We start from the raw sequence: 21944 nt of genomic DNA on the forward strand, positions 1-21944 counted from the left end.
CTGTGGATAATTCACAACTCTGACCAGTCCCCAAGGATCGTTGTAATGAACCTCCTGAACAACTTGCGCATACGCACCCGTTTGTTGCTGGCCGTATTGGTGCTGGTCCTCATCACCGCGGCCACCATCGCCTGGATCACGGTCAGCCAGATTCAGGCCAGTGGTGAGGCTGAGCTCAAGCGTCTTGAGGCCAGTCTGCTGGAGTCCCGGAAAGCCGGACTCAAGAATCTGATCGATGCGGCCCGGGCGGTCGTTCTGGAGGCAAAGAACGACCCTGAGCTCTCCGAAGAGGAGGCGAAGGCCGAAGCGGCATCGCGTCTCCGGACCATCCGGTTCGACAAGTCCAATTACGTCTTCGCCTACACCCGGGACGTCTACAACCTGGCCTATGCCCCCGATCCCTCCAAGGAAGGACCGTCAAGCAACCCAACCCTCAGGAAGCTGGTGGGTGCCCTGTTCGATGCCGCCGAGACCGATGGCTACTACGAATACGAGTGGATGAACCCGGCATCGGGCAATGAAGAGCCGAAGGTCTCCTACTCGACGATTATTCCGGGTTGGGACTGGATGATTGGTGCCGGTGTGTACGTGACCAACATCGATCGTGAAGTCGCCGCTGCGCAGGCTGAAATTCAGGACAACATTGCCTCAACCCTCGGATTCATTCTGATGGTGACGGTGATCGTTGTGGTTGTTTCACTGTTGGTTGGCCTTTTGGTTGGTCGCACCGTGACCAGGCCGCTCAAAGGCGTGAGCGACATGATGCAGGAAATCGCGGACGGTGAGGGCGATCTTCGCCACCGTCTGCCGGAGGACGGCACCGACGAGCTGGCCGAGTTGGGGCGGCGCTTCAATGCCTTTGTGATCAAGATCCAGGACACCATCCGGGAAGTGGGCGCCACCACGGATCAGGTCGCCTCGGCCGCCGAGGAACTGAGTCGGGTAGCCAATGAAACCCGAGCGTCGGTTCAGGAACAGGGTTCAGAGACCGACCAGATCGCCTCGGCCATCAATGAAATGGCGGCAACCATCCAGCAGATTTCCGGCAATGCCAACGAGGTCGAGAGTGCGGCCTCAGATGCCGATCGCATGGCTCGGGATGGCGGGGAAACCATTACCAATGCCCAGGCCGCGGTCAACAAACTGTCCGAGGAAATCCAGGACAGCGCCCGGACCATCGACGCCCTGGCCGAGAAGTCTGACGACATCCAGCAGGTTCTCGATGTGATTCACGCCGTGACCGAACAGACCAACCTGCTGGCGCTGAACGCGGCTATTGAGGCGGCCCGGGCCGGTGAGCATGGTCGTGGCTTCTCGGTGGTTGCCGATGAGGTCCGTCAGCTGGCGAAGCGCAGTGCCGAGTCCGCAGACCAGATTCGTGAAATGATTGACGGGTTTGTCTCCGAGTCCCGTTCCGCGGTTGAGCGCATGAACCGGTCCCGTGATCGGTCATCGGAGACGGTTGAGCGCATCAATCACGCCACGGGGGCGTTGGGCACTATCGAGAAATCGGTTGGCCAGATCCACGACCAGGTGACCCAGATTGCCACTGCTGCCGAGCAGCAGAGTCAGGTGGCAGAAGAAATCAACCAGAATGTCGTGCGCATCGTTGATGCCGCCCAGCGCAGCGACACCGGCGTCACCCAGACCAACGAAGCAAGCCAGGAACTGGCGCGGCTGGGTGAAACCTTGCGAGGCCTGGTCAGTCAGTTCAAGGTCTGATTCCGGTGGTCTGGCTTTGTCGAAGCAGCTCCCGGAGCCGGCGGGAGCGCCGTGCCCGGGCGAAGATGGTGGTCAGCAGGTAATCCGGGTCGAAGGGCTTGTTGATGTAATCGTCACCGCCAAGAGCTGCACTCATGACTTTCTGGTCCGAGTGGGTGTCGGAGGTCAGAAAAAGAATGGGGATCGGGTCAAAGAACCTGTCCTGACGGAGGATTGCTGCCAGCTCGATGCCGGAAACTTCCGGCATCAGCACATCGAGAATCACGACGTCCGGTTCAAATGCTTTTGCAGCCTCCAGCGCTTTCTTCGGATCGACAACGGTACGGACCTCGAGTCCGGCCCGCTCCAACACCAGTTGATTCACCGCCAGCACGGCCTCATCGTCATCGACCATCAACACCCTGAAGGCCGGAGCACGCTCGATGTCGGCGTATTCCCGGGCCACGTCGACCAGTTCGTTCTGGCGAACCGGTTGGGTCAGGTAGCGGGACGCCCCGGCCCTCAGGGCATCCAGCCGGGTGTCCATGTCATCCCGGGCCGACAGAAACACCACGGGGGGCAGGTTTCCGAGTTTCTGCTTGAGGAACCGGATAATTCGTGGGCCCGCACAGGCGTCGTCGCCGAAGCTGATGTTCATGATGATCAGGTCGGGCGGTGGCAGAATCTCGAAGGTGTCGCCATAAACGGTTGCGGACATGAATACCCGGGCATCAAAGCCCGCTTCTTCCAGCCAATGCAGAATCTCACCAGCAACCAAGTCGTCCTCTTCGACAATGTGGATGGAACGTGAGCCCGACAATGCAACGGAGCCCAGTTCCGGCTCGCTTGTGATCTCCACGTCGCGCATGGCTCTGACCAGGGCCAGGATCGCTTCCTGTTTTGACACCGGATCCTCGGCTGAAGCGTCAAACCAGGCATCCACCATGCCCAGCATCTGTTTGGCGGCACGGGAGGTAGGCAGAAGCCCCAAAGAACCCGCCGCGCCGGCTATTTTGTGGGCTTCCTGATAGATTGTGTTCAGGGAGGAGCGCAATTTGCCACCATCTTCCCGGTAATCGCCGTCGACCGGAATGGCCATGACCAGATACTCCATCCGGTCCAGTCGTCCCGGCAGTTTCTCCAGGTAGCTATCCCGAAGCTGCTCCAGCCTTGACCGGTGGCTGTCAAACTCGTCGGTGTTTTCCATCGCCGATTTCCTGCATCCCTCAGTGACGTTCGGGCTTAGCGTTACCAAAGCCCGTGGAACCTATAATCACTTTGGCCCCTCCGGTGGATGAGAACAAGTCTTGGCGCTAATGATGTTCCCGGGCTAATATTGGATGGCTTCAAAAAAATGCATTACATAATAATAGGATAAAGGGTGCCAACAATGATGACTCACCTGTTCAGAATGGCCGCGTTCGCGCTGCTGTTCTCAGTCAGTTCACTCAGCCTCGCTGAGGATACGTTTACACTGCGCCTGGCGCAGACCTGGGGGCCTAACTCTCCGATTCTGGGGGAAACCGTTGAACATATGGCGGAGATGGCCGACACCATGTCCGGCGGCCGTCTGCAGATCCAGATTGATGCTTCCAACAAGCACAAGGCACCGTTCGGTATCTTTGATCTGGTTCGGAATGGCCAGTACGACATGGGCCATACCGCGTCCTACTACTATAAGGGCACCATCCCGAATGCCATGTTCTTTACCACGGTGCCCTTCGGGATGATTGCGCCGGAACAATACGCCTGGTTTTACTATGGTGACGGCATGGAGCTGATGCAGAAGGTGTATGAGCCGTATGGCCTGCTGTCCTTCCCGGGGGGTAACACCGGCAACCAGATGGGTGGCTGGTTCCGGGAGGAGATTAATTCCCTCGATGACCTCAAGGGCATCAAGATGCGGACCCCGGGTTTTGCCGGTGAGGTGATGTCCGAGCTGGGCGTGGCCGTGACCAACATTCCGCCGGGCGAGCTCTACAGCGCTCTGGAACGGGGCACCATTGATGCGGTTGAATGGGTAGGTCCGGCGCTCGATTTCAATATGGGCTTCCACCAGATTGCCAAGTACTACTATTCCGGCTGGCAGGAGCCGGGCGCCGAAGTCCAGTTCCTGGTCAATCAGAAAACCTGGAACAGTCTGCCCGGAGATCTGCAGGAAATTCTGCGCGTTGCCATGCGCACAGCCGCCTATGACATGTACATCCAGAGCACACACGAAAGTGGCGTGGCCTGGGACCGGATGAAGGAAGATTATCCGGATGTCACCCACAAGACCTTCCCGCCGGAAGTGATCGAGGCCCTGCGCGATGCGACCGATAAACTGTTGAAGGAAGCCGCGGAAAAGGACGAACTGGCGAAGGAGATCATCAGCTCCCAGCGCGAGTACCTGCGTCAGGTTCGCCAGTGGACCAATATTTCGGACAAGGCCTACCTGGACAGCGTTGCCGGCGAGTAAGACTGCCCAATGCGCCGGCTGATAAGGCCGGCCCGAGGGCGTCGGGGTTTCAACTGATCCCGGCGCCCTTTTTGGTTGGGTGGGGCGAGCCGGGGACGCAAGGTGCCGATTTTCGGTTGATCAAATTTTGTCATCTGCAGTGGCCCATCGGCCCGGTTTGTGGTCTATTGACCTATAATTGGCTCCAGCCTTTATACATTGCAGGCCTGCTCATCTGATGCATGTGCTCCGCCCAATCCTGATCGTCGCACTGTTGCTGGCGTTTTTCCTGCCGGGCGCGACCCATGCTGCGTCCCAGCCGGTCACCGATGGCTGGGAATACCGCTGGGGCGATTCCACTTTCAATGATGACGGCGTACCCCACTGGACGCTTGAGACGGACACCGGGCAGTGGCAAGGCATTGGATTCCCTTCCAATCCGCCGGCCCGCAACGGCCGGGAGAACGTCTGGTACCGGGTAACCCTGCCTGCTGGCGAATGGCAGGAGCCAGTCCTATATATTTTCAGTGTCGACATCATTGTTCAGGCCTTCCTCGGCGGTGAGCTGATCTATCAGTACGGTACCTTCGATTCCCGGGGGCAGGGATCCTTTGAGGGCTGGCCGTGGCATGCGATTCCCCTTCCCGACGGGTATCAGAACGAGCCGATCTATTTCAGGGTGTTCTCGGATTACACCGACATCGGGTTGTGGGGCGAAGTGTCGATCATGGATCGTGCCGACCTGGTGTTGTTCATCCTGGAAAATTCCCTGAAATCTCTGATCGTTGCCGGGTTTTCCGCGCTGATTGCCCTGCTTGCGTTAGTCTTCTCTGTGCTGCAAACCGAACGAAAGACCTTTGTCAGCATCGCGGTGTTTGCGTTGTCCGCCGCGGTGATGCTGGTGGCGGAGAGTCAGGCAAGCCTGCTGATTACCTACCGGCCGTTACTGTGGGATTATCTGGCGGCCGGTTCCTATTACATGCTGCCGGTAGCGCTGGCGTTGATGCTGGAGCAATGGCTGGCCGACCATCGTCCCTGGTTGATAAACCTGATCTGGAAACTCCATCTGGGCTATGTGGTGGGGGCGATCGGTCTAGCCCTCGCCGGCGTCGTTGACCTGTCGTCAACCTTCCCGGTGTTTGACGCCCTGTTCCTAGTGTCCATCGCCGCCATTGGCGCTACGGTGGTGCGCCGGTTCCGCCATATGTTGCGGGAACAGCAGGTGCTTGTACTGACCTATGGGGTCTTCTGCGGCCTCCTGATAGCCGACATGGCTGTGGCGCACGGTGTCCTGCCCTGGCAGCGGGTACCCGTGAGCTGGGGCCTCCTGGCCTTTTCACTGGCGGTGGTTGTGATCTCTCTCTGGCATTACGCCAGGACCCATAATGCCCTGAAGCGGTTGGCGATCTCTTTGGAGCAGAAGGTGGCGGAACGCACTGCAAGGGCGGAATCCCTGGCCCGCCGTGAACAGGCACGAGTGCGCATGCTCACGTTCGAGAATGAGAAGAACCGGATTCTGGGTGACATGATTGCCGAACTGCAGGATTGCATCACCCTCGGGCAGGCCTTTTCCTTGCTGGGCAGGGTTGCACCGGACCTCTGCAGCCCTCTGGCAGGTGTACTTTACCGCCGTTCCACGGCCCGCCTCTACGATCCGGTTGCAAGCTGGGGGGACAGCAGCGAGCAGAGTTCCATGCCGCGGAGCCTTGATGCCAGCAAAGGTCTGCCTCGGCCCTCGAACATGCCGGTACGGTCCGGGCAGGCGATCCCGGCGTCGTCAAACGGTTCGTCTGCCGGGCCACTGTGCTTCTGGATAAATGTAGAGTCTGCCAGCGAAGGGGTGGTGACAGAGGGTGTCCTGCTGCTGCAGTACCATGGCCGGTGCGGGACCGAGGAGGCTGACTATGGCCTGGAGCGATTATTTTCCGGACTGGACCAGGCCATCCAGCGGATTGGCATCACCCTCTCCAGCATTGCCCTGCGGGAGGAACTGCAGAAGTTCTCCTACGAGGATGCGCTCACCGGACTGAAGAACCGGCGCTACTTCGATCAGCTGTTTGAGCATGAATGTGCAGTCGCCCAGCGCGGTCATCTCCCGCTGTCCCTGCTGGTGATCGATATCGATCATTTCAAGCACTTCAACGATACCCATGGGCATGAGGCCGGCGACCGGGCCCTGCAGTCAGTCGCCCTGACACTCCAGCGCCAGTTCCGGGAGAGCGATATTGTCTGCCGTTATGGCGGGGAGGAATTCGTGGTCATCATGCCGGGGGCATTGACGGAGGATGCAACCGAGCGCGCCCAATCCCTGTGCGATTCGGTTGGTGACGCCTCTGTCGTATTTCAGGGCAAAGACCTGGGGCCTATCACGGTCTCGGTGGGCGTGGCCTGCTGGCCAGAGACCGGAGAAGCGCCCGAACAGCTCCTGAGTCTTGCTGATCAGGCCCTTTACCGGGCCAAGGAAGAGGGACGTAACCGGGTCAGTATCTCGAAAAGCAAGGCGGCCTGAAGTCAGACCACCAACACCGGACACTTGGCGCGGGAGGCCACGCGGTGGGAGACACTGCCAAGAAGCATGCCGTCCTTGTCGCTGTGGGTGCCGCTGGTGCCCACGACAATAAGGTCTACCTCTTTATCCTGTGCGAACTTGACGATTACGCTGGATGGCCGCCCGCCTTTCACGAAAGCACGAATCTTGCTCGCTCCGTGTGACTTTGCCTCTTCCTTGGCATGATCGACCACTTCCTTGGCCCACTCCGAAAGGACCTTGTCCGGAATATCCATTCCCGGAGGCCGGCCAATCGACAGTGACGCCTCAAACAGGCTGTGATGTTTGTACACGCAGATCAGGTAGATCTCGGCATCTGTCAGCTTCTGGAGTTCAATCGCCTTGTCCAGCGCCTTGAGGGATGTCTTGGAACCGTCAATGGCTACCAGGATCCGTTTGAACATAGCTTTCTCCTTGAAACGGCAATGCGGTTGCGCGTCAATCCCTGAAGGCGACGTCGCGCAGGAACAGGGCAATGTCCGGGAATGCGATGATCAGCCCGGCCGCAGCAACCAGAATAAAGATAAACGGCGGCGTGCCCCGGATCACTTCCAGGTAGGGCCGTTTGAAGATTGCAATCGCCGTGAATATGTCGCAGCCAAAGGGTGGCGTCGCGGATCCAATGGCGACCTGTAGGGTGATGAGTACCCCCACCAGAACCGGGTCCAGTCCGGTGGACTCAATGGCCGGTGCAAAGATGGGCGTCAGCACCAGGATCACCACGATGGGGTCCACGAACATGCAAGCAACGAAAAATGCGATGCAGATGGCAATGAGGACGCCCACAGGACCGGCCTCATTCACGCCAACAGCGGCCAGAATAGCCTGTGGAATCTGGGCAAACGAGATTATCCAGGAGAAGCCGTTCCCGACGGCGACCAGGATAAAGACCACGGCAGTAATCAGGCCGGTAGACTTGGCGATCCGGTAGACATCGGCCAGCTTAAGCGACCGGAATACTAAGAATTCCAGAAGGAACGCGTAAAGAACACAGACCGCGGCGGCCTCGGTCGGGCTGAAAATGCCGCCGTAGATGCCGCCCACGATAATGACTGGGAAGAACAGGGGCCAAAGGGCCTCGCGTACCGACACGGCACGTTGGCCCCACGTTGACTTCGCCTCAGTGGGCACATTGTTCTTGTAGGCGTAGATCAGGCAGTACATTGAGAACATGAACAGGATCAGGACACCTGGTCCGATGCCGGCGATGAAAAGCTCCGCAATTGAGGTTCCGGAGACCACACCATAGATGATCATGCCAATGCTGGGCGGGATCAAAAACGCAATGTCGCTGGCGTTGATGATCAGTGCCAACGTGAAGGAATCGGAATAACCAGCTTTCAGCATCTTTGGTCGCAGAGGCGAGCCCACGGCGACCACCGTGGCCTGGGTTGAGCCGGATACTGCGCCAAACAGCGTGCAGGAGGTGGCGGTACTGATGGCCAGGCCGCCTTTCACGTGACCGATAAAGGCCATGACCATGTTTATCAGGCGCTCTGCAGACTGCCCTCGGGTCATGATATCGGCAGCAAGGATAAACATCGGTACCGCAATCAGCGACGCGGGTCGGATGCCTCCCATCATCTGTTGCACAAAGGTGCCCATCTGGCCGAAGCCGTCAAACATCATTACGAAGCCAACCACCGAACCGGCGATCAGCGGGACCATCATCGGGAAGCCGAGCAGCAGCAACCCGATCATGACCAACATCATTATAGTTGCCATGGTGTTTTTCCTTATCTCGCGTCAGCTGCTGGGTTCATACTTCCGATTCGGTATCCGAATAGCCGTCAATCACACCCGTGGAGAGGTAGACATCCTTGCTGGTGAGGTTCTTGATCGCTGTCAGCAGGTACTGGATGCCGGTGATGGCGAAGCCAATAGGTGCCCAGATGTAGATCCACCAAATCTCAAAACCAAGGGCTGGCAGGATTCGGCCGCGACCGTGAAGCGTCTCGATGTAACCGAACGAGTAATAGCAGAGGAAAAACATCGCCACGGAGGTAACCAGGGCGATAAAGATCATCAGCACCTTGCGGCCTTTTGCGGGTATGGCATCGTAAATCGCAGACATTCGAATGTGGCGACCGTGGCGGGCTGCATAGCCGATGCCCGCAAAGGTAATCAGGATGATCAAAATCCGGTTGATCTCGCCGGAAAAGAAAAGGCCCTCACCAAAGACAAAGCGCGCGATGACGTTCACACAAGTGTTTACGGCCATCAAAATGACACCGACGGCAAGCATCACCGCCTCAACTTTACTGATCCATACATCGATGGTTCCCAGAAACCCGGGCAGGCCAGACTCGTAGGTGCCAGTGTCGTCTTCTAGATCCGGGGAGTTCTCGGACATGGGTTCCGCTCCAGAACTTTCTGCTCCCGGCCGGTAGGAGGTCCCCGGCGGGGCGGGGTTAAGGGGTAGGCCCGCCGGCAGGCGCCGGCGGGCACTGATCAATCAGATCAGTCGTTCTGAACTTCTTTCAGGTCTTCCTTGAACTGGTTAAGCAGTTCCTTGCCGCTCTCGCCAGTCATTTCGATGAACTTATCCTCAACCTGGGGAGCGCGCTCCTTGAAGGCCTGGATCTGTTCGTCGTTCAGACGGGTAACGGTAACCTCGTCGGATGCTTTCTTGATCTTGCTAAGGGCTTCCTCAGCCAGGCCATCGATGTGGACAATGATTTCCTCGAAGGCAAAATCGGCGGCGTCCTGAACCAGCTTCTGGTCTTCATCGGACAGGCCTTCGTAGAAATCCTGGTTTGCCATCATCGCGGTGGTGAACCAGCCATGGCTGGTGAAGACCAGGTTTGGAGACACTTCGTACAGACCACCGGACTCGATCCAGAAAATCGGGTTTTCCTGACCCTGGATCATGTTGGTCTGGAGTGCACCATACACTTCACCCCAGGGCAGCGGCGTCGGTGTGGCACCAAAGGCTGCATAGGTTTCGGACAGCAGCGGGTTGGTCATGACGCGGATCTTCTTGTTGTTGAAGTCCTCCGGTTTGGTGACCGGTTCGTCAACAGTGACCACCATTTCGCCTTCCGGGTACATCTTCAGAAGCTTAAGTCCCTTGTCGGCATACAGCTTCGGGAAATCTTCGTTGATGGCTTCACTCTCGCGGAAGAACTTGATGACCGTATCCATGTCGGTCGGCATCAGGTAGGGAATGAAGAAAATCTGCGCTTCCGGAATCAGGGCGCCGGTGAAACCAGGAGACTGGTTCACAAAGTTGAGGATGCCGGCCTGGGTCTGCTCCATGATATCGTCGGATTCACCCAGCTCACCGAAACGGTAAATTTGCAGGCTGTGATCGGAGTTTTCCTCGACGTATTCCTTGAACTTGTATGCAAACACATCCTGTACGTCGCCTTCATATTCTTCGTGTGCGTAGCGCCAGTTGGCGGCATTCACCGAATTGGCGGCCGTCATCGCCGCAAAAGCGAACGCTGAAATTCCGGCCAGTTTCTTGAATTTACTCATGCTACTCATCGGGTTTTCTCCGTCCGTTTTTTTACTGACAATTATTGTTACATTATTAAAGACTGGCAAAACAACGGGGTTTTCGCAAGGAAATGGCCAAAACAAAAATTTCAGACCCGGTGCCGAACCTGTATCGCAAGTTCATGAAATCACGGTTCATTCAGATTCGAACGACACATCTCCAGGAACCAGCGGAACTCACTGACCACCCGGTCGACGCTGTTCTCAAGCCGGTGGCCATCCGGTAAGACCAGCGTGGGAAGCCCCTGTTTACGGGCCAGCTCAAGAACCGGCATTACCGGTACCACATCGTCCGCCCAACCGTGGATCACCTGGCTGAACCGGGCCCGAACCCGGGGGCTGGACTGGGGGTACCCTGCCATCGCCAAGGCGGGGGCCAGCAGGAAACAGCCGAGAACCGGCTGTGATTCACTGGTCTGTGCGCACACCCAGCCTCCCATACTCGACCCGGCGAGCACGGTACACGCCGGATCTGCCCCTGCTTCGTCCATTGCCGCTGCCATCTGTGTCAGACGCGTTGCCGGATCTTTTGTGCTGCGGTGATCGATGGCAATGGCAGTGACATTCGGAAAGGTCTCGGCCGCGTCTTTCATCGCCTGGATCTTGGTGCTTCCGGGCCCACTCTCAAGGCCGTGGGAAAGGAAAACAAACAGCTGGGGTGTGGGCATAACTGGAACTCTGTGAGGTTTTAGACTCATGGGAAAGCTATAGAAAGGATGGTGGGTTAGTGACGCCCTGTCCACTCGTGATGGGGGCGTCACTGAAACCATTTGGCGGTTAATAACGTAGACACTCCCAGTGAAACAGGAGCAATCAACCATGGTCAGACTGGTCTTAGTCGCCCTTATCGCCTTATCAACCGGCTGGGCTTACGCCGCAGAGCCGGCGGCCTGCCCGGCTTTCCTCGACCACGAACTGCGTAAGCTGCACTCCCGGGACAATGTGAATCTGTGTGGTTCGGCAGCGGGCAAGCCTATGCTGGTTGTGAACACCGCCAGTCGCTGCGGTTACACCGGGCAGTTCGAGGGCCTGGAAGCGCTGCACCAGAAATACCGGGATCGGGGGCTGGTTGTGGTTGGCTTTGCCAGTGACGATTTCCGCCAGGAGGCGGACACCGAGGCCGAGGCTGCGAGGGTCTGTTTCAAGAATTTTGGAGTGACCTTCACCATGATTGCCCCGGGTCCGGTGACGGGGTCGGACGCCAACCCCGTGTTCCAGCACGTCAGTGATCAGAGCCAGCCACCACGTTGGAACTTTTTCAAGTATGTCCTGGATCGCGATGGCCAGGTGGTGGAGGCCTTCCCCAGCCGGGTGACACCGGACGATCCGGCCCTGATCCGGGCCGTTGAATCGGTGCTTTAGGAACGCTGCGTCTGGGCCAGAACATCCAGGGCGTGACGGCGTTTGGCCGGGTCGTATATGTCGATCGTGAACATCAGTTCGTCAACCTCGATCGTCCCGAGCAATTCATCCAGTTGCCGGTTCAGATCGTCGGCGTTGCCCAGCAGCTGCAGCGTGAGGAAATCCTGCACGCTCGCCTTCTCACCGGCATTCCAGAGCCCTTCCATGGATTCTACCGGTGGGCGCATCCACAGCGGCTGGCCGCGAAACAGCGCGAGAATCCTCTGGTAGCTGGTGGTCGCGAGCAGCTTTGCCTCATCCATCGAGTCGGCGGGAATAGCCGGGACGGCCAGCATGGCATAGGGGCTGGAGAGCTGCTCGGAGGGCTGGAAATTGTCCCGGTAGACCCGCAGCGCTTCCCGGTAGAGTCGCGGCGCAAAGTGCCCGGCGAAGGCGTAGGGAAGGCCGCGCATGGCGGCCAACTGCGCACTGTAGAGGCTTGAGCCAAGTAGCCAGACGGGCACCCTGGTGCCGGCACCGGGTATGGCCTTCACGGGTTGGTCCGGTTGCAGTGGCCCCAGCAGTTGTTGCAGGCGGGCCACGTCCTCGGGGAATTGTTCGGCGCCCAGCCCTTCCCGACGCAGGGCCCGGGCCGTGATCGGGTCGGTCCCGGGCGCACGCCCGAGCCCCAGGTCGATGCGTCCGGGGTAGAGGCTTTCCAGTGTTCCAAACTGTTCGGCGATCACCAGGGGCGGATGATTGGGCAGCATCACCCCGCCAGACCCCACCCGTATCCGGTTGGTTTTGCCGGCGATGTGTCCGATCAGCACCGAGGTTGCGGAGCTGCTGATCCCTTCCATGTTGTGATGCTCGGCCAGCCAGAAACGCCGGTAACCCAGTTGCTCGGCATGTTGGGCGTAGGCCACGCTGTTGGCCAGCGTGGTGCTGACGGAATCGCCTTCACGAACGGAGGCGAGTTCAAGCAGGGAATAGTCGGGTCGGTTAGGCATGGGGCTCCGGATCGGTGTGCATGTTGGTGAGTCAGAGATCCACGACAACCGGCAGGTTCAACGGCTTGTAACTGCCGGTGCAGGTGCTGGCGTTGACATACAGGCAGTCACCGATGAGTTGCTGTCCGTGGTCTTCGTGAATGTGACCAAAAACATGGAGCCGGAGGGACAGGGTTTCAACCTTTCGGGCAAGGTCATCGCAGCCGGGTCGGACCGTACCGGTGGGTAAAATGATCCGGTCGAGTATTCCGGCCGGAGGACCGTGGGTAATCAGCACGTCGGTATCCTCGGGAATCCGGTCCCAGCGCTCGGCAATCGCCGGGCCCCGCTCGAGGTTGAAAGCCCAGTTGAAAAATACCGGTGTCCAGGGGCTGCCCCAGAATTTCAGCCCCCCCAGCTCCAGTGGGCTGTCCTGCAGATAATGGGCGTGTTGGACCAGGGCCCGGGCTTCGGCAGGCTCGTCCTGAAAACACCAGTCGTGATTGCCGGCGATCAGGATCTTGTGGCGATGGGGCAGCTCCGAAAACCACTGATCCAGATCCTCGAGCTCTTCCAGGGTGCCGACCCCGAGACAGTCCCCGGCGTGAATCAACAGATCCCCGTCCGGCACCTCGATCTGTCGGTGCATGCTGTGGGTGTCGGAGATACAGACAATTCTCATGGTTTGGCGTGTCCTGGATGACAATGGCGGTTCGATCGGGCAATCCATCGTATTCTACGATAGCATCTGGCGCCCCAGCCCCGTCCACGCATTTATGGTGACCCCCATGCGCCTGATACTGAGTCGCAAAGGCTTCGATTCCTCCGCCGGTGGATGCCCCAGCCCGGTTCTGCCGGACAGTTCGCTGTGCGTGTTGCCGATTCCGGATGACCAGTCGCGAATCCGTTATGACGAGGTGCGTTTCGGCGAACGCCGTCTGGGCAAGCTGGTTCGGGATCTCAGCGGTGGGCGCGTGCGAGGTGGTGACGGTGCCCATCTGGATCCGGATCTGATCGCGGATGCCTACCCCCGTCAGGGCGGGTGGCGGCCGGTCTTGGGGCAGACGGGGTCGGCCCAGGGCCACCTGCGCAATCAGGGCGTGGCTCCGGGCGATCTGTTCCTGTTTTTCGCCGTCTTTCGCCAGGCCGAGCTCTGGCGAAGACGCTGGCGATTCGTCCCGGGGTCACGGCCGTTTCATGCCATCTGGGGCTGGTTGCACATTGCCGATATTCACTCCATTGATGCGCTCCCGGAGAACGCCTTGCCCTGGGCCCGGTACCATCCACATTTTCATGGCCAGCCCGATGCGGGCAATACTCTGTATGTGGCCAGTAATGAGTTCCGGTTGCCGGAACAGCGGCAGGTGCTACCCGGCAGCGGTGTCTTTACCCGGTTCGATGAGCGCCTGTTGCTGAGCGATCCGGACGCCCGTCTGCCGACCCAGTGGCGGTTGCCAGCCGGCTTCTATCCGGGCGCCGCCCGGGTGCCGTTGAGCTACCACGCCAGGGCCGACCGCTGGCAACTGGCGCCCCCATGGTGCTATCTGAAAGGCGCAGCCCGGGGCCAGGAATTCGTCCTCGATCTGGCAGCCTATCCGGAGCTGGAACCCTGGTTGGCGGCTCTGGTCAGAACTGCCCGTGGCGACCCGCCCCCGCCTTGAATTTGCGGGCGCCGGCAATGGCCTCCTCGAAAACGACGGGGTAGCCGGCCGCACCCTCGGTGGCCAGCGCGTCCCGGGTGCTGAGGTCCCACTGGCGAATGGCTGAGGCCCGATCAGCCAGCAGGCAGCGTTGCGGGAAGCCGGCGATGGTTCTGGCCAGGTCCAGCGCCGCATCCAGGGCGGTGCCCTCCGGAACCACCCGGTTGGCCAGTCCCATGGTGAGGGCTTCGTCGGCAGGGACCGGGCGGCCGGTCAGAATCATGTCCATGGCATGGCCATGGCCCACGGTCCGGGGCAGGCGCACGGTGCCGCCATCGATCAGGGGGACTCCCCAGCGCCGGCAGAAAACACCAAAGACCGCAGAACTGTCTGCCACGCGCATGTCGCACATCAGCGCCAGTTCCAGGCCGCCGGCAACGGCATAACCCGAGACCGCAGCAATCACGGGTTTGGACAGCTGCATCCGGGTGGGCCCCATGGGGCCGTGTCCAGTGCCATGGGGGTCAATCTCGTTGCGTCGGTCCGGGTCGTCGAGGGCGGTGAGGTCGGCGCCCGCGCAGAAGTTGCCGCCGGCACCCGTCAGTACCGCAACCTTGACGGCTTCATTCTCCTCACATTCCGTGAAAGCGCGACGCAGGGCGTTCGCGGTTGGCCGATCCACCGCATTGCGTTGACCCGGTCGATTCAGGGTGATGGTGAGGATACCTTCGGTCAGTGACGTAAGAACGGGTTGCTCGGTCATAGTGGGTGTCCTGTGCGTCTTTTGCGGGGAAACGCCGTATTCATTGTATGATGGGTGAACAAGTCTCACCCGATACCGTGAGCATAACCCATTTCACAAACAGGGTCGGAGGCCGGGGAAATGCAGCCCAGCGGGTTTTACGAGAACGACACCACACTTGCCCAGTACTCGGAGTTCCATTTTGGCGAGCGGTGGCACGGCGAGCCCAATTTCCCGAAAGAACTGGCCGACGTCGCCATCGATGCCATGGACGGTCGGACCTTCGGGCGCGCCCTGGACATTGGCTGTGCCTGTGGCCGGACCAGTTTCGAGCTGGCGCGACGGTTTGACCACGTTGATGGCATCGATTTTTCGGCCACGTTTATTCGAAAGTGCGAGGAAATGGCGGAACACAAACGGGTTCGCTACGCCCGCCCGGAAGAGGGCGAGCTGGTTAGCTATCACGAGCGAACACTGGCTGCGTTGGACCTGGAGCAGACGGCCGGCAAGGTTGCGTTCCATCAGGGCGATGCCTGTGACCTCGACCCCCGATTTGCCGGTTACGATCTGGTCCTGGCGGGAAACCTCATTGACCGTCTTTATCAACCGTCTAAATTTCTCACCACCATCCATGAGCGCATCAACGACGACGGTCTGCTGGTCATCGCCTCACCCTACACCTGGCTGGAGGAGTACACGCCACGGGCCGAGTGGGTTGGCGGTTTCATGAAGGATGGCGAGGAATATTCCACCCTGGACGGTTTGAGGGATATGCTGGGGCCGCATTTCCGCCAGATGGGGGAGCCTCGGAGCCTGCCGTTCGTGATTCGGGAGACCCGAAACAAGTTCCAGCACAGTTTCTCCGAGCTCACGGTCTGGCAGAAAACCCCAGCCTGAATCCAGCCGGTGCGGGCTATTTCATTTGAAAGCCCATGCGCTCCAGAAAGTTCTTCATATGGGGGCGCAGCTTGGTGGTGAACAGCGGTTTGAGCTGCTCGGACCAGGTGGTGTCCTTGTTGCCACCGGTGCGTTCCCGGTAATAGGTATTCATGGTGGCGTCGAAGGACTCGACCTGTTTCCGGTCCTGCTCGTCCTGGTAGTAGTCTTCCTTGAGTATGGTTTCCAGCGGGAGCCGGGGTTTTACCTCGGGGGACTGGTCGGGGTACCCCAGGCAGAGGCCGAACACCGGATAAACATGCTCAGGCAGTTTCAGGATGCTGCTGATCTCGGCCGGGTTATTACGAATGCCGCCGATGTAACACAGGCCCAGACCCTCCGATTCTGCCGCTATGGCGACATTCTGGGCCATCAGCGCGGTGTCTACGCTGGCAACCACCAGTTGCTCGGTGGTGCCGCGGACAACGTCCGCGCCGGCCCGTTCAGCCGCTTCCGTGGAGCGTTTCATGTCGGCGCAGAACACCAGGAAATCGGAGCAGTCGGCTATGTAGTCCTGGCCACCTGCCAACTCCGCAATTTTCGAGCGATTATCCGCATTGACCACGTGAATCACAGAGTAAGCCTGTACGTGGTTGGAGGTTGCTGCGCTCTGACCGGCCCGGATCAATTCGAGCAACAGTTCGCGGGGGATTTTCCCGTCGGTAAACTTCCGGATGGAGCGATGAGACTTCAGGAGGTCAATCGTGGCGTTCATGGTTTCTCGCGGTCGGTGACTTTGATGTAGCGTACGAACGATACCCGAATCAGAGCTTATCCGTCTTGCTGTGCGGGTAAAAGTGATCACAACAATAATACCAATTACTACAAAGCAGATACCTCCGGGCGCAGTCAAAGCTGATGAGCCTTGGCCTGTCGCCGTTGTTGTTACTTGCGGGTATCCACAGCCTGGTGGGGCTGCCGGATTTTGAGCAGGCGAGACAGCGCGGACAGTTGCTCACGGTGTTGATGATTGATCTTGATTACTTCAAGCAGATCAATGATCGTTGGGGACACGCGGTCGGTGATGATGCCCTGCGTTTTGTAGCGGCCCTCCTGGCCGAAGAGTTACGGAATGTCGAGACCGTCGGGCGCATTGGTGGCGAGGAGTTTGCCGCGGTGCTCAATACCGGCAACCGGTTGGTGGAGAAATGCGATGCGTCACCCTTACTCGTTTATGCTGGGGGGCCGGACATGGCAGTTCCGGAACCTGGTAGAGCTGATGGCCAAGGCCACCCCGGCCCGCTCGGGGGATCGCCTGGCGGGGGTCATTGCCGGGTCAGACGAAGAACGGGTCGTGGCCCAGATGAAGTTGGCGGAGCTGCCGCTGAAAACCTTCCTGTCAGAGGCGCTGATCCCCTACGAGTCCGATGAAGTCACACGCCTGATCCTGGATGATCACGATGCCGGCGCGTTCAGCGTCATTTCCCATCTCACCGTCGGCGATTTCAGGAACTGGCTGCTCGGCGACCTCGCCACACCCGAAGCATTGGCGGCCCTCAGACCCGGGCTGACGCCGGAAATGGTGGCGGCGGTGAGTAAGCTGATGCGCAATCAGGATCTGATCCTGGTGGCCAGGAAGTGCCGGGTCGAGACCGCGTTCCGCAGCACCATAGGCCTGGCCGGGCGGCTGTCCACGCGTCTGCAGCCCAACCACCCCACCGACGATATCACCGGTATTGCGGCCAGCATCCTTGATGGCCTGCTCTACGGCAGTGGCGACGCCGTGATCGGCATCAATCCCGCGACCGACAACGTGGCCCAGGCCACCCGTCTGATGCGGCTGGTGGACGAGATCATCAGCAAATACGAGATTCCTACCCAGTCCTGTGTCCTAACCCACGTGACCAACACCCTTGAAGCCATTGAGCAAGGCGCTCCGGTTGACCTGGTTTTCCAGTCGATCGGCGGCACTGAGGCGACCAACCAGAGCTTTGGCTTCAGTCTCGCGACCCTGAAGGAAGCCCGTGAGGCCGCGCTTTCACTGAATCGGGGTACGGTCGGTCGGAACGTCATGTACTTTGAAACCGGACAGGGCAGCGCCCTGTCCGCGGATGCGCATCACGGGCTGGACCAGCAAACCTGTGAGGCCCGGGCCTATGCCGTCGCCCGGAAGTTCGATCCGCTGCTGGTGAATACCGTGGTCGGATTCATCGGACCCGAATACCTGTTCGATGGCAAGGAGATTATCCGGGCCGGACTGGAGGATCACTTCTGCGGCAAACTCCTGGGGCTGCCCATGGGGTGTGACATCTGCTACACCAATCATGCCGAGGCCGACCAGAATGACATGGATAACCTGCTGACCCTGCTCGGAGTGGCGGGTTGCAGCTTCATCATGGGCATTCCGGGCTCCGATGACATCATGCTTAACTACCAGACCACCTCCTTCCACGATGCGCTCTACGCCCGCCGGGTGCTGGACTTGCGGCCGGCGCCCGAGTTCGAGGCCTGGCTCGACCGAATGAAGATTTTCACGGATACCTCTCGGCACGAGCCCAGTGCCCTGCTGCCGGACGTGTTCCGAAAAAGTTTGAAGGGGTTGCCCGGGGAGGCCAGAGATGACTGATTCCCGAAACGGGCTGGTGACCGAAAATGCCTGGCGGCGCCTGCGTCGCTACACCGATGCCCGAATCGGTCTGGGGCGAGCCGGGATCAGCCTGCCCACGTCCGAATTGTTGGCGTTCCAATTGGCTCACGCCCGGGCGCGGGATGCGGTGCATTTTCCACTGGATGTGGACCGGCTGGTTGAATCCCTCAACAGCCTGGGCGAGGTGAAGGCGCTTGGCGTGCCTGTCGTGCTGCACAGCCGGGCTGAGGACCGCTTCACCTACCTGCAGCGGCCCGATCTGGGCCGGCGTTTGTCCGAGCAGGGGCATGAGCGGCTGGTGGCCGCCGGGCAAGCAAAAGCCCCGGCAGCTGACCTCGCCATCGTTATCGTAGACGGGTTGTCTTCCTCTGCGGTTCAGAACAACGTGGTCCCGTTTCTGGACCGTTTTCTCAACGACCTGGGGCGTGCAAGTGAGGGCTGGCAACTGGCGCCACTGACAATCGTGCAGCAGGGTCGGGTTGCCATTGGAGATGAGGTCGGTAACCTGCTCAGGGCACGAATGGTGGTGGTGCTGATAGGCGAACGCCCGGGGCTTAGCTCCCCGGACAGCCTCGGTATCTACCTCACGTTCGGGCCGGAGCCTGGCCTTTCCGACGCATGCCGGAACTGTATTTCCAACGTCCGGCCCGCAGGGCTCAGTTTTGACGACGCCAGCCAACGCCTCCTCTACCTGATTCGCGAAGCCGATCGCCTCAGGCTTTCAGGGGTGGGGCTGAAGGATCGCACAGAGGAGGTGGTGATCGAACAGGACCGAGCCAGCAACACGTTTCTGACCCGCTGAATAACCGCACGGCGAGGCGAGGGAGTTATTTGCCGGAAAAGGCTGCTGGCCTCTTGGCGAGAAACGCCGATACGCCCTCGGCGAAGTCGGCTGATTCCGTGGCCTTCAGGAATGCCTGTCGCTCCGCCTCCAGGTGAGCCTCGAGAGGACTGCCGCTGGCATCATCCACCAGTCTGCGAAATGCGCCAAAAGCCTTTGTTGGCCCATTGGCGACCCGGTGAACGACGGCCGCCAGAGTTTTGTCAAACTCTCCTTGCGGTGACACTTCGGTCACCAGACCCCATTGTTTCGCTTCGATTGCTGTCAGGGTGCGGCCAAGCATCATCATTTCCGTGGCCCGTGCGGATCCGATCTTGTGGGGCAGAAACCACGTACCACCGCAGTCAGGTACAGTGCCTATCCCATTGTAGGCAATCAGGAACCGGGCGCTTTCCTCGGCCACGATCAGATCTGCCATCAGTGCAAGGCTAAGGCCGGCGCCAGCGGCGGCTCCCTTAACCCCGGCGATCACCGGAGCATCCATGGCTCGCAGCTTGAGAATGGCGGGAATCAGTGCATCAAGCATTCCGTTCACCGCCTCCCGGGCCTGAACGGGAGAGCCGGACATACTGGCGACATCGCCGCCCGCCATGAATGCGCGTCCTGCACCAGTCAGAACCACGCATCGAAGCCCGGGTTTGCCAGCCAGGTCTTTGACTGCATGGTGAAAGGCCTGAGCCATGGGCACGTCGATGGCGTTAAGAACTTCCGGTCGATTAAAGGTCAGGGTAGCCACACCGGTTTTCTCATTGAACGCAGGGGTCACAGGCAGGGTTGTCATTGTTGTTTGTCTCCCGTCTTTGCTTCTTTGATGAAGCATAGGACAGACCGCCTTGGTTTTTATGGCCGGGTTGGACTATTTTGTATGTGGCTCAGGACATTGGCCTGACGTTTACGACAACAACAATAATCACAATCTCCTTGTGTGCGAGGCAAAAACGGAGCGTTCATGGCTCTGCTTCCTTGTGCCCGGAGTGCGGGGAGGAATATTGAGTATCCTCGAAATAAGTAACCTGTCGCTGTCTTTTGGTGGCGTGAAGGCATTGCAGGACGTCAGCTTTCGGGTGCCGGAAAACACGATCACCACAGTCATCGGACCAAACGGCGCTGGTAAAACGTCGCTTTTTAACTGCATCTCCGGCTTCTACAAGCCCCAACAGGGCACCATTCGCTATCAGGGCGAGGTGTTGGCGGGGGTCAACCCACCAGCCCGTGCAGCCATGGGGCTGGCACGGACCTTCCAGAACATTGCCCTGTTCCGGGGTATGACGGTGCTCGATAACATCAAACTCGGTGCCCACGTGCATATGAAGAGCGGCTTGCTGAGTTCGCTCGCGTATTTCGGGGCGGCCCGCCGGGAAGAAATGGCCGTGCGTCGTGAGGTAGAGCGCCACATCATTGATTTTCTGGAAATTGATCATATTCGCCGGCAGCCGGTGGCAAGTCTTTCCTATGGTCTGCAGAAACGGGTAGAGCTGGCTCGCGCCCTGGCCATGCGCCCGAAAGTGCTGATGCTGGATGAGCCGGTAGCGGGGATGAATCGGGAAGAAAAGGAAGACATGGCCCGCTTTATTCTCGATATCCGGGAAGAATGGGACGTGACCGTGCTGATGGTGGAGCACGATATGGGCATGGTGATGGACATCTCCGACCACATCGCCGTGCTCAATTTCGGCCAGGTTATTACCGAGGGCTTGCCGGCTGACGTCCAGAACAACCCTGAGGTCATCAAGGCATACCTCGGCAACAGCGATATGGACAGCCTGCGCAAGAAACTGAATCCCCAGCGGGAGGTGGCCTAGTGGACTGGTTGTTCTTTGGTGAAATCAGTCTTGCCGGCCTGGCTATGGGCGGCCTCTATGCCCTGATTGCTCTGGGCTTTGTGATCATCTACAAGGCGACCCGCGTCATCAACTTTGCGATCGGCGAGATCATGATGTTCGCGGCTTATCTGTTCCTGGCCTTTGCCGGTGGTCTGGAAATGTCACCCTGGGTCGCGCTTCCTCTGGCGGTGCTGGGGGGCAGTATTCTCGGTGGCGTGATCGAGAAGGTGATGATTCGGCCCATGCTTGGGGAATCGCCAATATCAGTGGTCATGGTCACCATTGGTGTTGCCAGCATACTGGTGGGACTGGTGGAGCTGATCTGGGGCGCAGATCCTCAGTTGCTTCCCCGCTTTTTGCCTCGTGAACCGGTGTTTATCGGTGAGATGTATCTGGCGCCAAAAATTGCCTATGGGTTCCTCATTGGTGCCGCTCTGCTGATCCTTTACCTGTTGTATTTCCGCTTCTCCAGGGGGGGCGTTGCCTTGCGCGCGACTGCCTCGGACCAGGCGGCCGCTTACTCCATGGGCATCAATGTACGCCGGGTGTTTAATCTGGCCTGGGTTTTTGGCTCACTGGCCGCCTCTCTGGCGGGCGTTCTGGTGGCTGCGACCGGTGGCCTCAGCCCGCAATTCGGCGCAATCGGTCTCAGTGTGCTGGTCGTCGTTATCGTCGGTGGCCTCGACAGCATTCTGGGCGCATTGATTGCCGGGGTGTTTATCGGCTGGCTCGAAACCGTTGCCGGCGCCTATCTCGGTGGTGAATACCGGATGCCGGCCACTTTTGCCGTGCTCGCGGTGATTCTGGTGATTCGCCCCTATGGCCTTTTCGGCACCCACGAAATAGAGCGAGTGTAAG

Annotated in this window: 21 protein-coding genes and 1 pseudogene; 11 read left to right on the forward strand and 11 right to left on the reverse strand. The window is 59.3% G+C overall.

Features of this window, described 5'->3' with window-relative positions:
* Positions 1-45 precede the first annotated feature (45 nt).
* Positions 46-1722 (forward strand): methyl-accepting chemotaxis protein, encoded by a 1677-nt coding sequence (locus QQF73_RS13730; RefSeq protein WP_285368561.1) that lies wholly within the window; start codon positions 46-48, stop codon positions 1720-1722.
* On the opposite strand, the gene QQF73_RS13735 is transcribed toward QQF73_RS13730, so the two are convergent.
* Complete coding sequence (locus QQF73_RS13735; protein WP_285368562.1) at positions 1712-2908, reverse strand: response regulator; 1197 nt, start codon at positions 2906-2908, stop codon at positions 1712-1714. The two genes, QQF73_RS13730 and QQF73_RS13735, sit on opposite strands and share 11 nt — an antisense overlap.
* A gap of 186 nt (positions 2909-3094) precedes the next feature.
* Here QQF73_RS13735 and QQF73_RS13740 point away from each other — a divergent pair, with 186 nt between their 5' ends.
* Both QQF73_RS13740 and QQF73_RS13745 read left to right on the forward strand, forming a co-directional pair.
* Entirely contained in the window at positions 3095-4159 is a 1065-nt protein-coding gene (locus QQF73_RS13740; protein ID WP_219868138.1) for a TRAP transporter substrate-binding protein, read from the forward strand.
* Positions 4160-4376: 217 nt separating this feature from the next.
* Positions 4377-6647 carry a diguanylate cyclase gene (locus QQF73_RS13745; protein WP_285368563.1) on the forward strand — a complete coding sequence of 757 codons (2271 nt, stop codon included), beginning with the start codon at positions 4377-4379 and terminating at the stop codon, positions 6645-6647.
* 2 nt (positions 6648-6649) lie between these two features.
* Here QQF73_RS13745 and QQF73_RS13750 read toward each other — a convergent pair whose 3' ends face one another.
* From QQF73_RS13750 to QQF73_RS13770, 5 genes are all read right to left on the reverse strand, one after another.
* Complete coding sequence (locus QQF73_RS13750) at positions 6650-7090, reverse strand: universal stress protein (protein ID WP_219867793.1); 441 nt, start codon at positions 7088-7090, stop codon at positions 6650-6652.
* 34 nt (positions 7091-7124) lie between these two features.
* On the reverse strand, positions 7125-8411 hold the full coding sequence (locus QQF73_RS13755; RefSeq protein ID WP_219867794.1) for a TRAP transporter large permease: 1287 nt from the start codon (positions 8409-8411) through the stop codon (positions 7125-7127).
* Between the two features lie 34 nt (positions 8412-8445).
* Positions 8446-9039: a TRAP transporter small permease gene (locus QQF73_RS13760; protein WP_219867795.1), complete on the reverse strand. Its 594-nt coding sequence runs from the start codon at positions 9037-9039 to the stop codon at positions 8446-8448.
* 107 nt (positions 9040-9146) lie between these two features.
* Complete coding sequence (locus QQF73_RS13765; protein ID WP_219867796.1) at positions 9147-10175, reverse strand: TRAP transporter substrate-binding protein; 1029 nt, start codon at positions 10173-10175, stop codon at positions 9147-9149.
* 140 nt (positions 10176-10315) lie between these two features.
* Positions 10316-10855, reverse strand: coding sequence for a YqiA/YcfP family alpha/beta fold hydrolase (locus QQF73_RS13770; protein ID WP_219867797.1), 540 nt, complete (start codon positions 10853-10855; stop codon positions 10316-10318).
* Between the two features lie 151 nt (positions 10856-11006).
* On the opposite strand from QQF73_RS13770, the gene QQF73_RS13775 reads away from it, so the two are divergent.
* Entirely contained in the window at positions 11007-11549 is a 543-nt protein-coding gene (locus QQF73_RS13775; protein ID WP_219867798.1) for a glutathione peroxidase, read from the forward strand.
* On the opposite strand, the gene QQF73_RS13780 is transcribed toward QQF73_RS13775, so the two are convergent.
* Both QQF73_RS13780 and QQF73_RS13785 read right to left on the reverse strand, forming a co-directional pair.
* Positions 11546-12538: an LLM class flavin-dependent oxidoreductase gene (locus tag QQF73_RS13780; RefSeq protein WP_219867799.1), complete on the reverse strand. Its 993-nt coding sequence runs from the start codon at positions 12536-12538 to the stop codon at positions 11546-11548. The two genes, QQF73_RS13775 and QQF73_RS13780, sit on opposite strands and share 4 nt — an antisense overlap.
* A 31-nt stretch (positions 12539-12569) precedes the next feature.
* Positions 12570-13199, reverse strand: a complete 630-nt coding sequence (locus QQF73_RS13785) for a metallophosphatase domain-containing protein (RefSeq protein WP_219867800.1) — start codon at positions 13197-13199, stop codon at positions 12570-12572.
* On the opposite strand from QQF73_RS13785, the gene QQF73_RS13790 reads away from it, so the two are divergent.
* Positions 13198-14178: an Nmad3 family putative nucleotide modification protein gene (locus QQF73_RS13790; RefSeq protein ID WP_285368564.1), complete on the forward strand. Its 981-nt coding sequence runs from the start codon at positions 13198-13200 to the stop codon at positions 14176-14178. The two genes, QQF73_RS13785 and QQF73_RS13790, sit on opposite strands and share 2 nt — an antisense overlap.
* Here QQF73_RS13790 and QQF73_RS13795 read toward each other — a convergent pair.
* On the reverse strand, positions 14144-14920 hold the full coding sequence (locus QQF73_RS13795) for a crotonase/enoyl-CoA hydratase family protein (RefSeq protein ID WP_219867801.1): 777 nt from the start codon (positions 14918-14920) through the stop codon (positions 14144-14146). The two genes, QQF73_RS13790 and QQF73_RS13795, sit on opposite strands and share 35 nt — an antisense overlap.
* 120 nt (positions 14921-15040) lie before the next feature.
* On the opposite strand from QQF73_RS13795, the gene QQF73_RS13800 reads away from it, so the two are divergent.
* A complete protein-coding gene (locus tag QQF73_RS13800) occupies positions 15041-15796 on the forward strand; it encodes a putative 4-mercaptohistidine N1-methyltransferase (RefSeq protein ID WP_285368566.1) in 756 nt (251 codons plus the stop codon).
* Positions 15797-15812: 16 nt separating this feature from the next.
* Here QQF73_RS13800 and nfsA read toward each other — a convergent pair whose 3' ends face one another.
* Entirely contained in the window at positions 15813-16550 is a 738-nt protein-coding gene (gene nfsA / locus QQF73_RS13805; RefSeq protein ID WP_219867803.1) for an oxygen-insensitive NADPH nitroreductase, read from the reverse strand.
* A gap of 143 nt (positions 16551-16693) precedes the next feature.
* Here nfsA and QQF73_RS13810 point away from each other — a divergent pair.
* The 3 genes and pseudogenes from QQF73_RS13810 to eutC form a co-directional block, all read left to right on the forward strand.
* A pseudogene (locus tag QQF73_RS13810) lies at positions 16694-16951 on the forward strand (GGDEF domain-containing protein); the annotation flags it as partial.
* A gap of 37 nt (positions 16952-16988) precedes the next feature.
* Complete coding sequence (locus tag QQF73_RS13815; protein WP_285368567.1) at positions 16989-18401, forward strand: ethanolamine ammonia-lyase subunit EutB; 1413 nt, start codon at positions 16989-16991, stop codon at positions 18399-18401.
* Complete coding sequence (gene eutC, locus QQF73_RS13820; RefSeq protein WP_219867805.1) at positions 18394-19224, forward strand: ethanolamine ammonia-lyase subunit EutC; 831 nt, start codon at positions 18394-18396, stop codon at positions 19222-19224. Before QQF73_RS13815 ends, eutC begins: the two co-directional genes overlap by 8 nt.
* Before the next feature lie 25 nt (positions 19225-19249).
* Here the strand turns inward: eutC and QQF73_RS13825 are convergent, their stop codons facing one another.
* A complete protein-coding gene (locus tag QQF73_RS13825; protein ID WP_285368568.1) occupies positions 19250-20044 on the reverse strand; it encodes an enoyl-CoA hydratase-related protein in 795 nt (264 codons plus the stop codon).
* Between the two features lie 208 nt (positions 20045-20252).
* Here QQF73_RS13825 and QQF73_RS13830 point away from each other — a divergent pair, with 208 nt between their 5' ends.
* Complete coding sequence (locus QQF73_RS13830) at positions 20253-21065, forward strand: ABC transporter ATP-binding protein (RefSeq protein WP_285368569.1); 813 nt, start codon at positions 20253-20255, stop codon at positions 21063-21065.
* Positions 21065-21943, forward strand: a complete 879-nt coding sequence (locus tag QQF73_RS13835; RefSeq protein ID WP_219867808.1) for a branched-chain amino acid ABC transporter permease — start codon at positions 21065-21067, stop codon at positions 21941-21943. The genes QQF73_RS13830 and QQF73_RS13835 overlap by 1 nt, the downstream gene beginning before the upstream one ends.
* Position 21944 lies beyond the last annotated feature (1 nt).

It is taken from the genome of Marinobacter albus (genome assembly GCF_030238305.1).
Taxonomy (GTDB): domain Bacteria; phylum Pseudomonadota; class Gammaproteobacteria; order Pseudomonadales; family Oleiphilaceae; genus Marinobacter; species Marinobacter albus.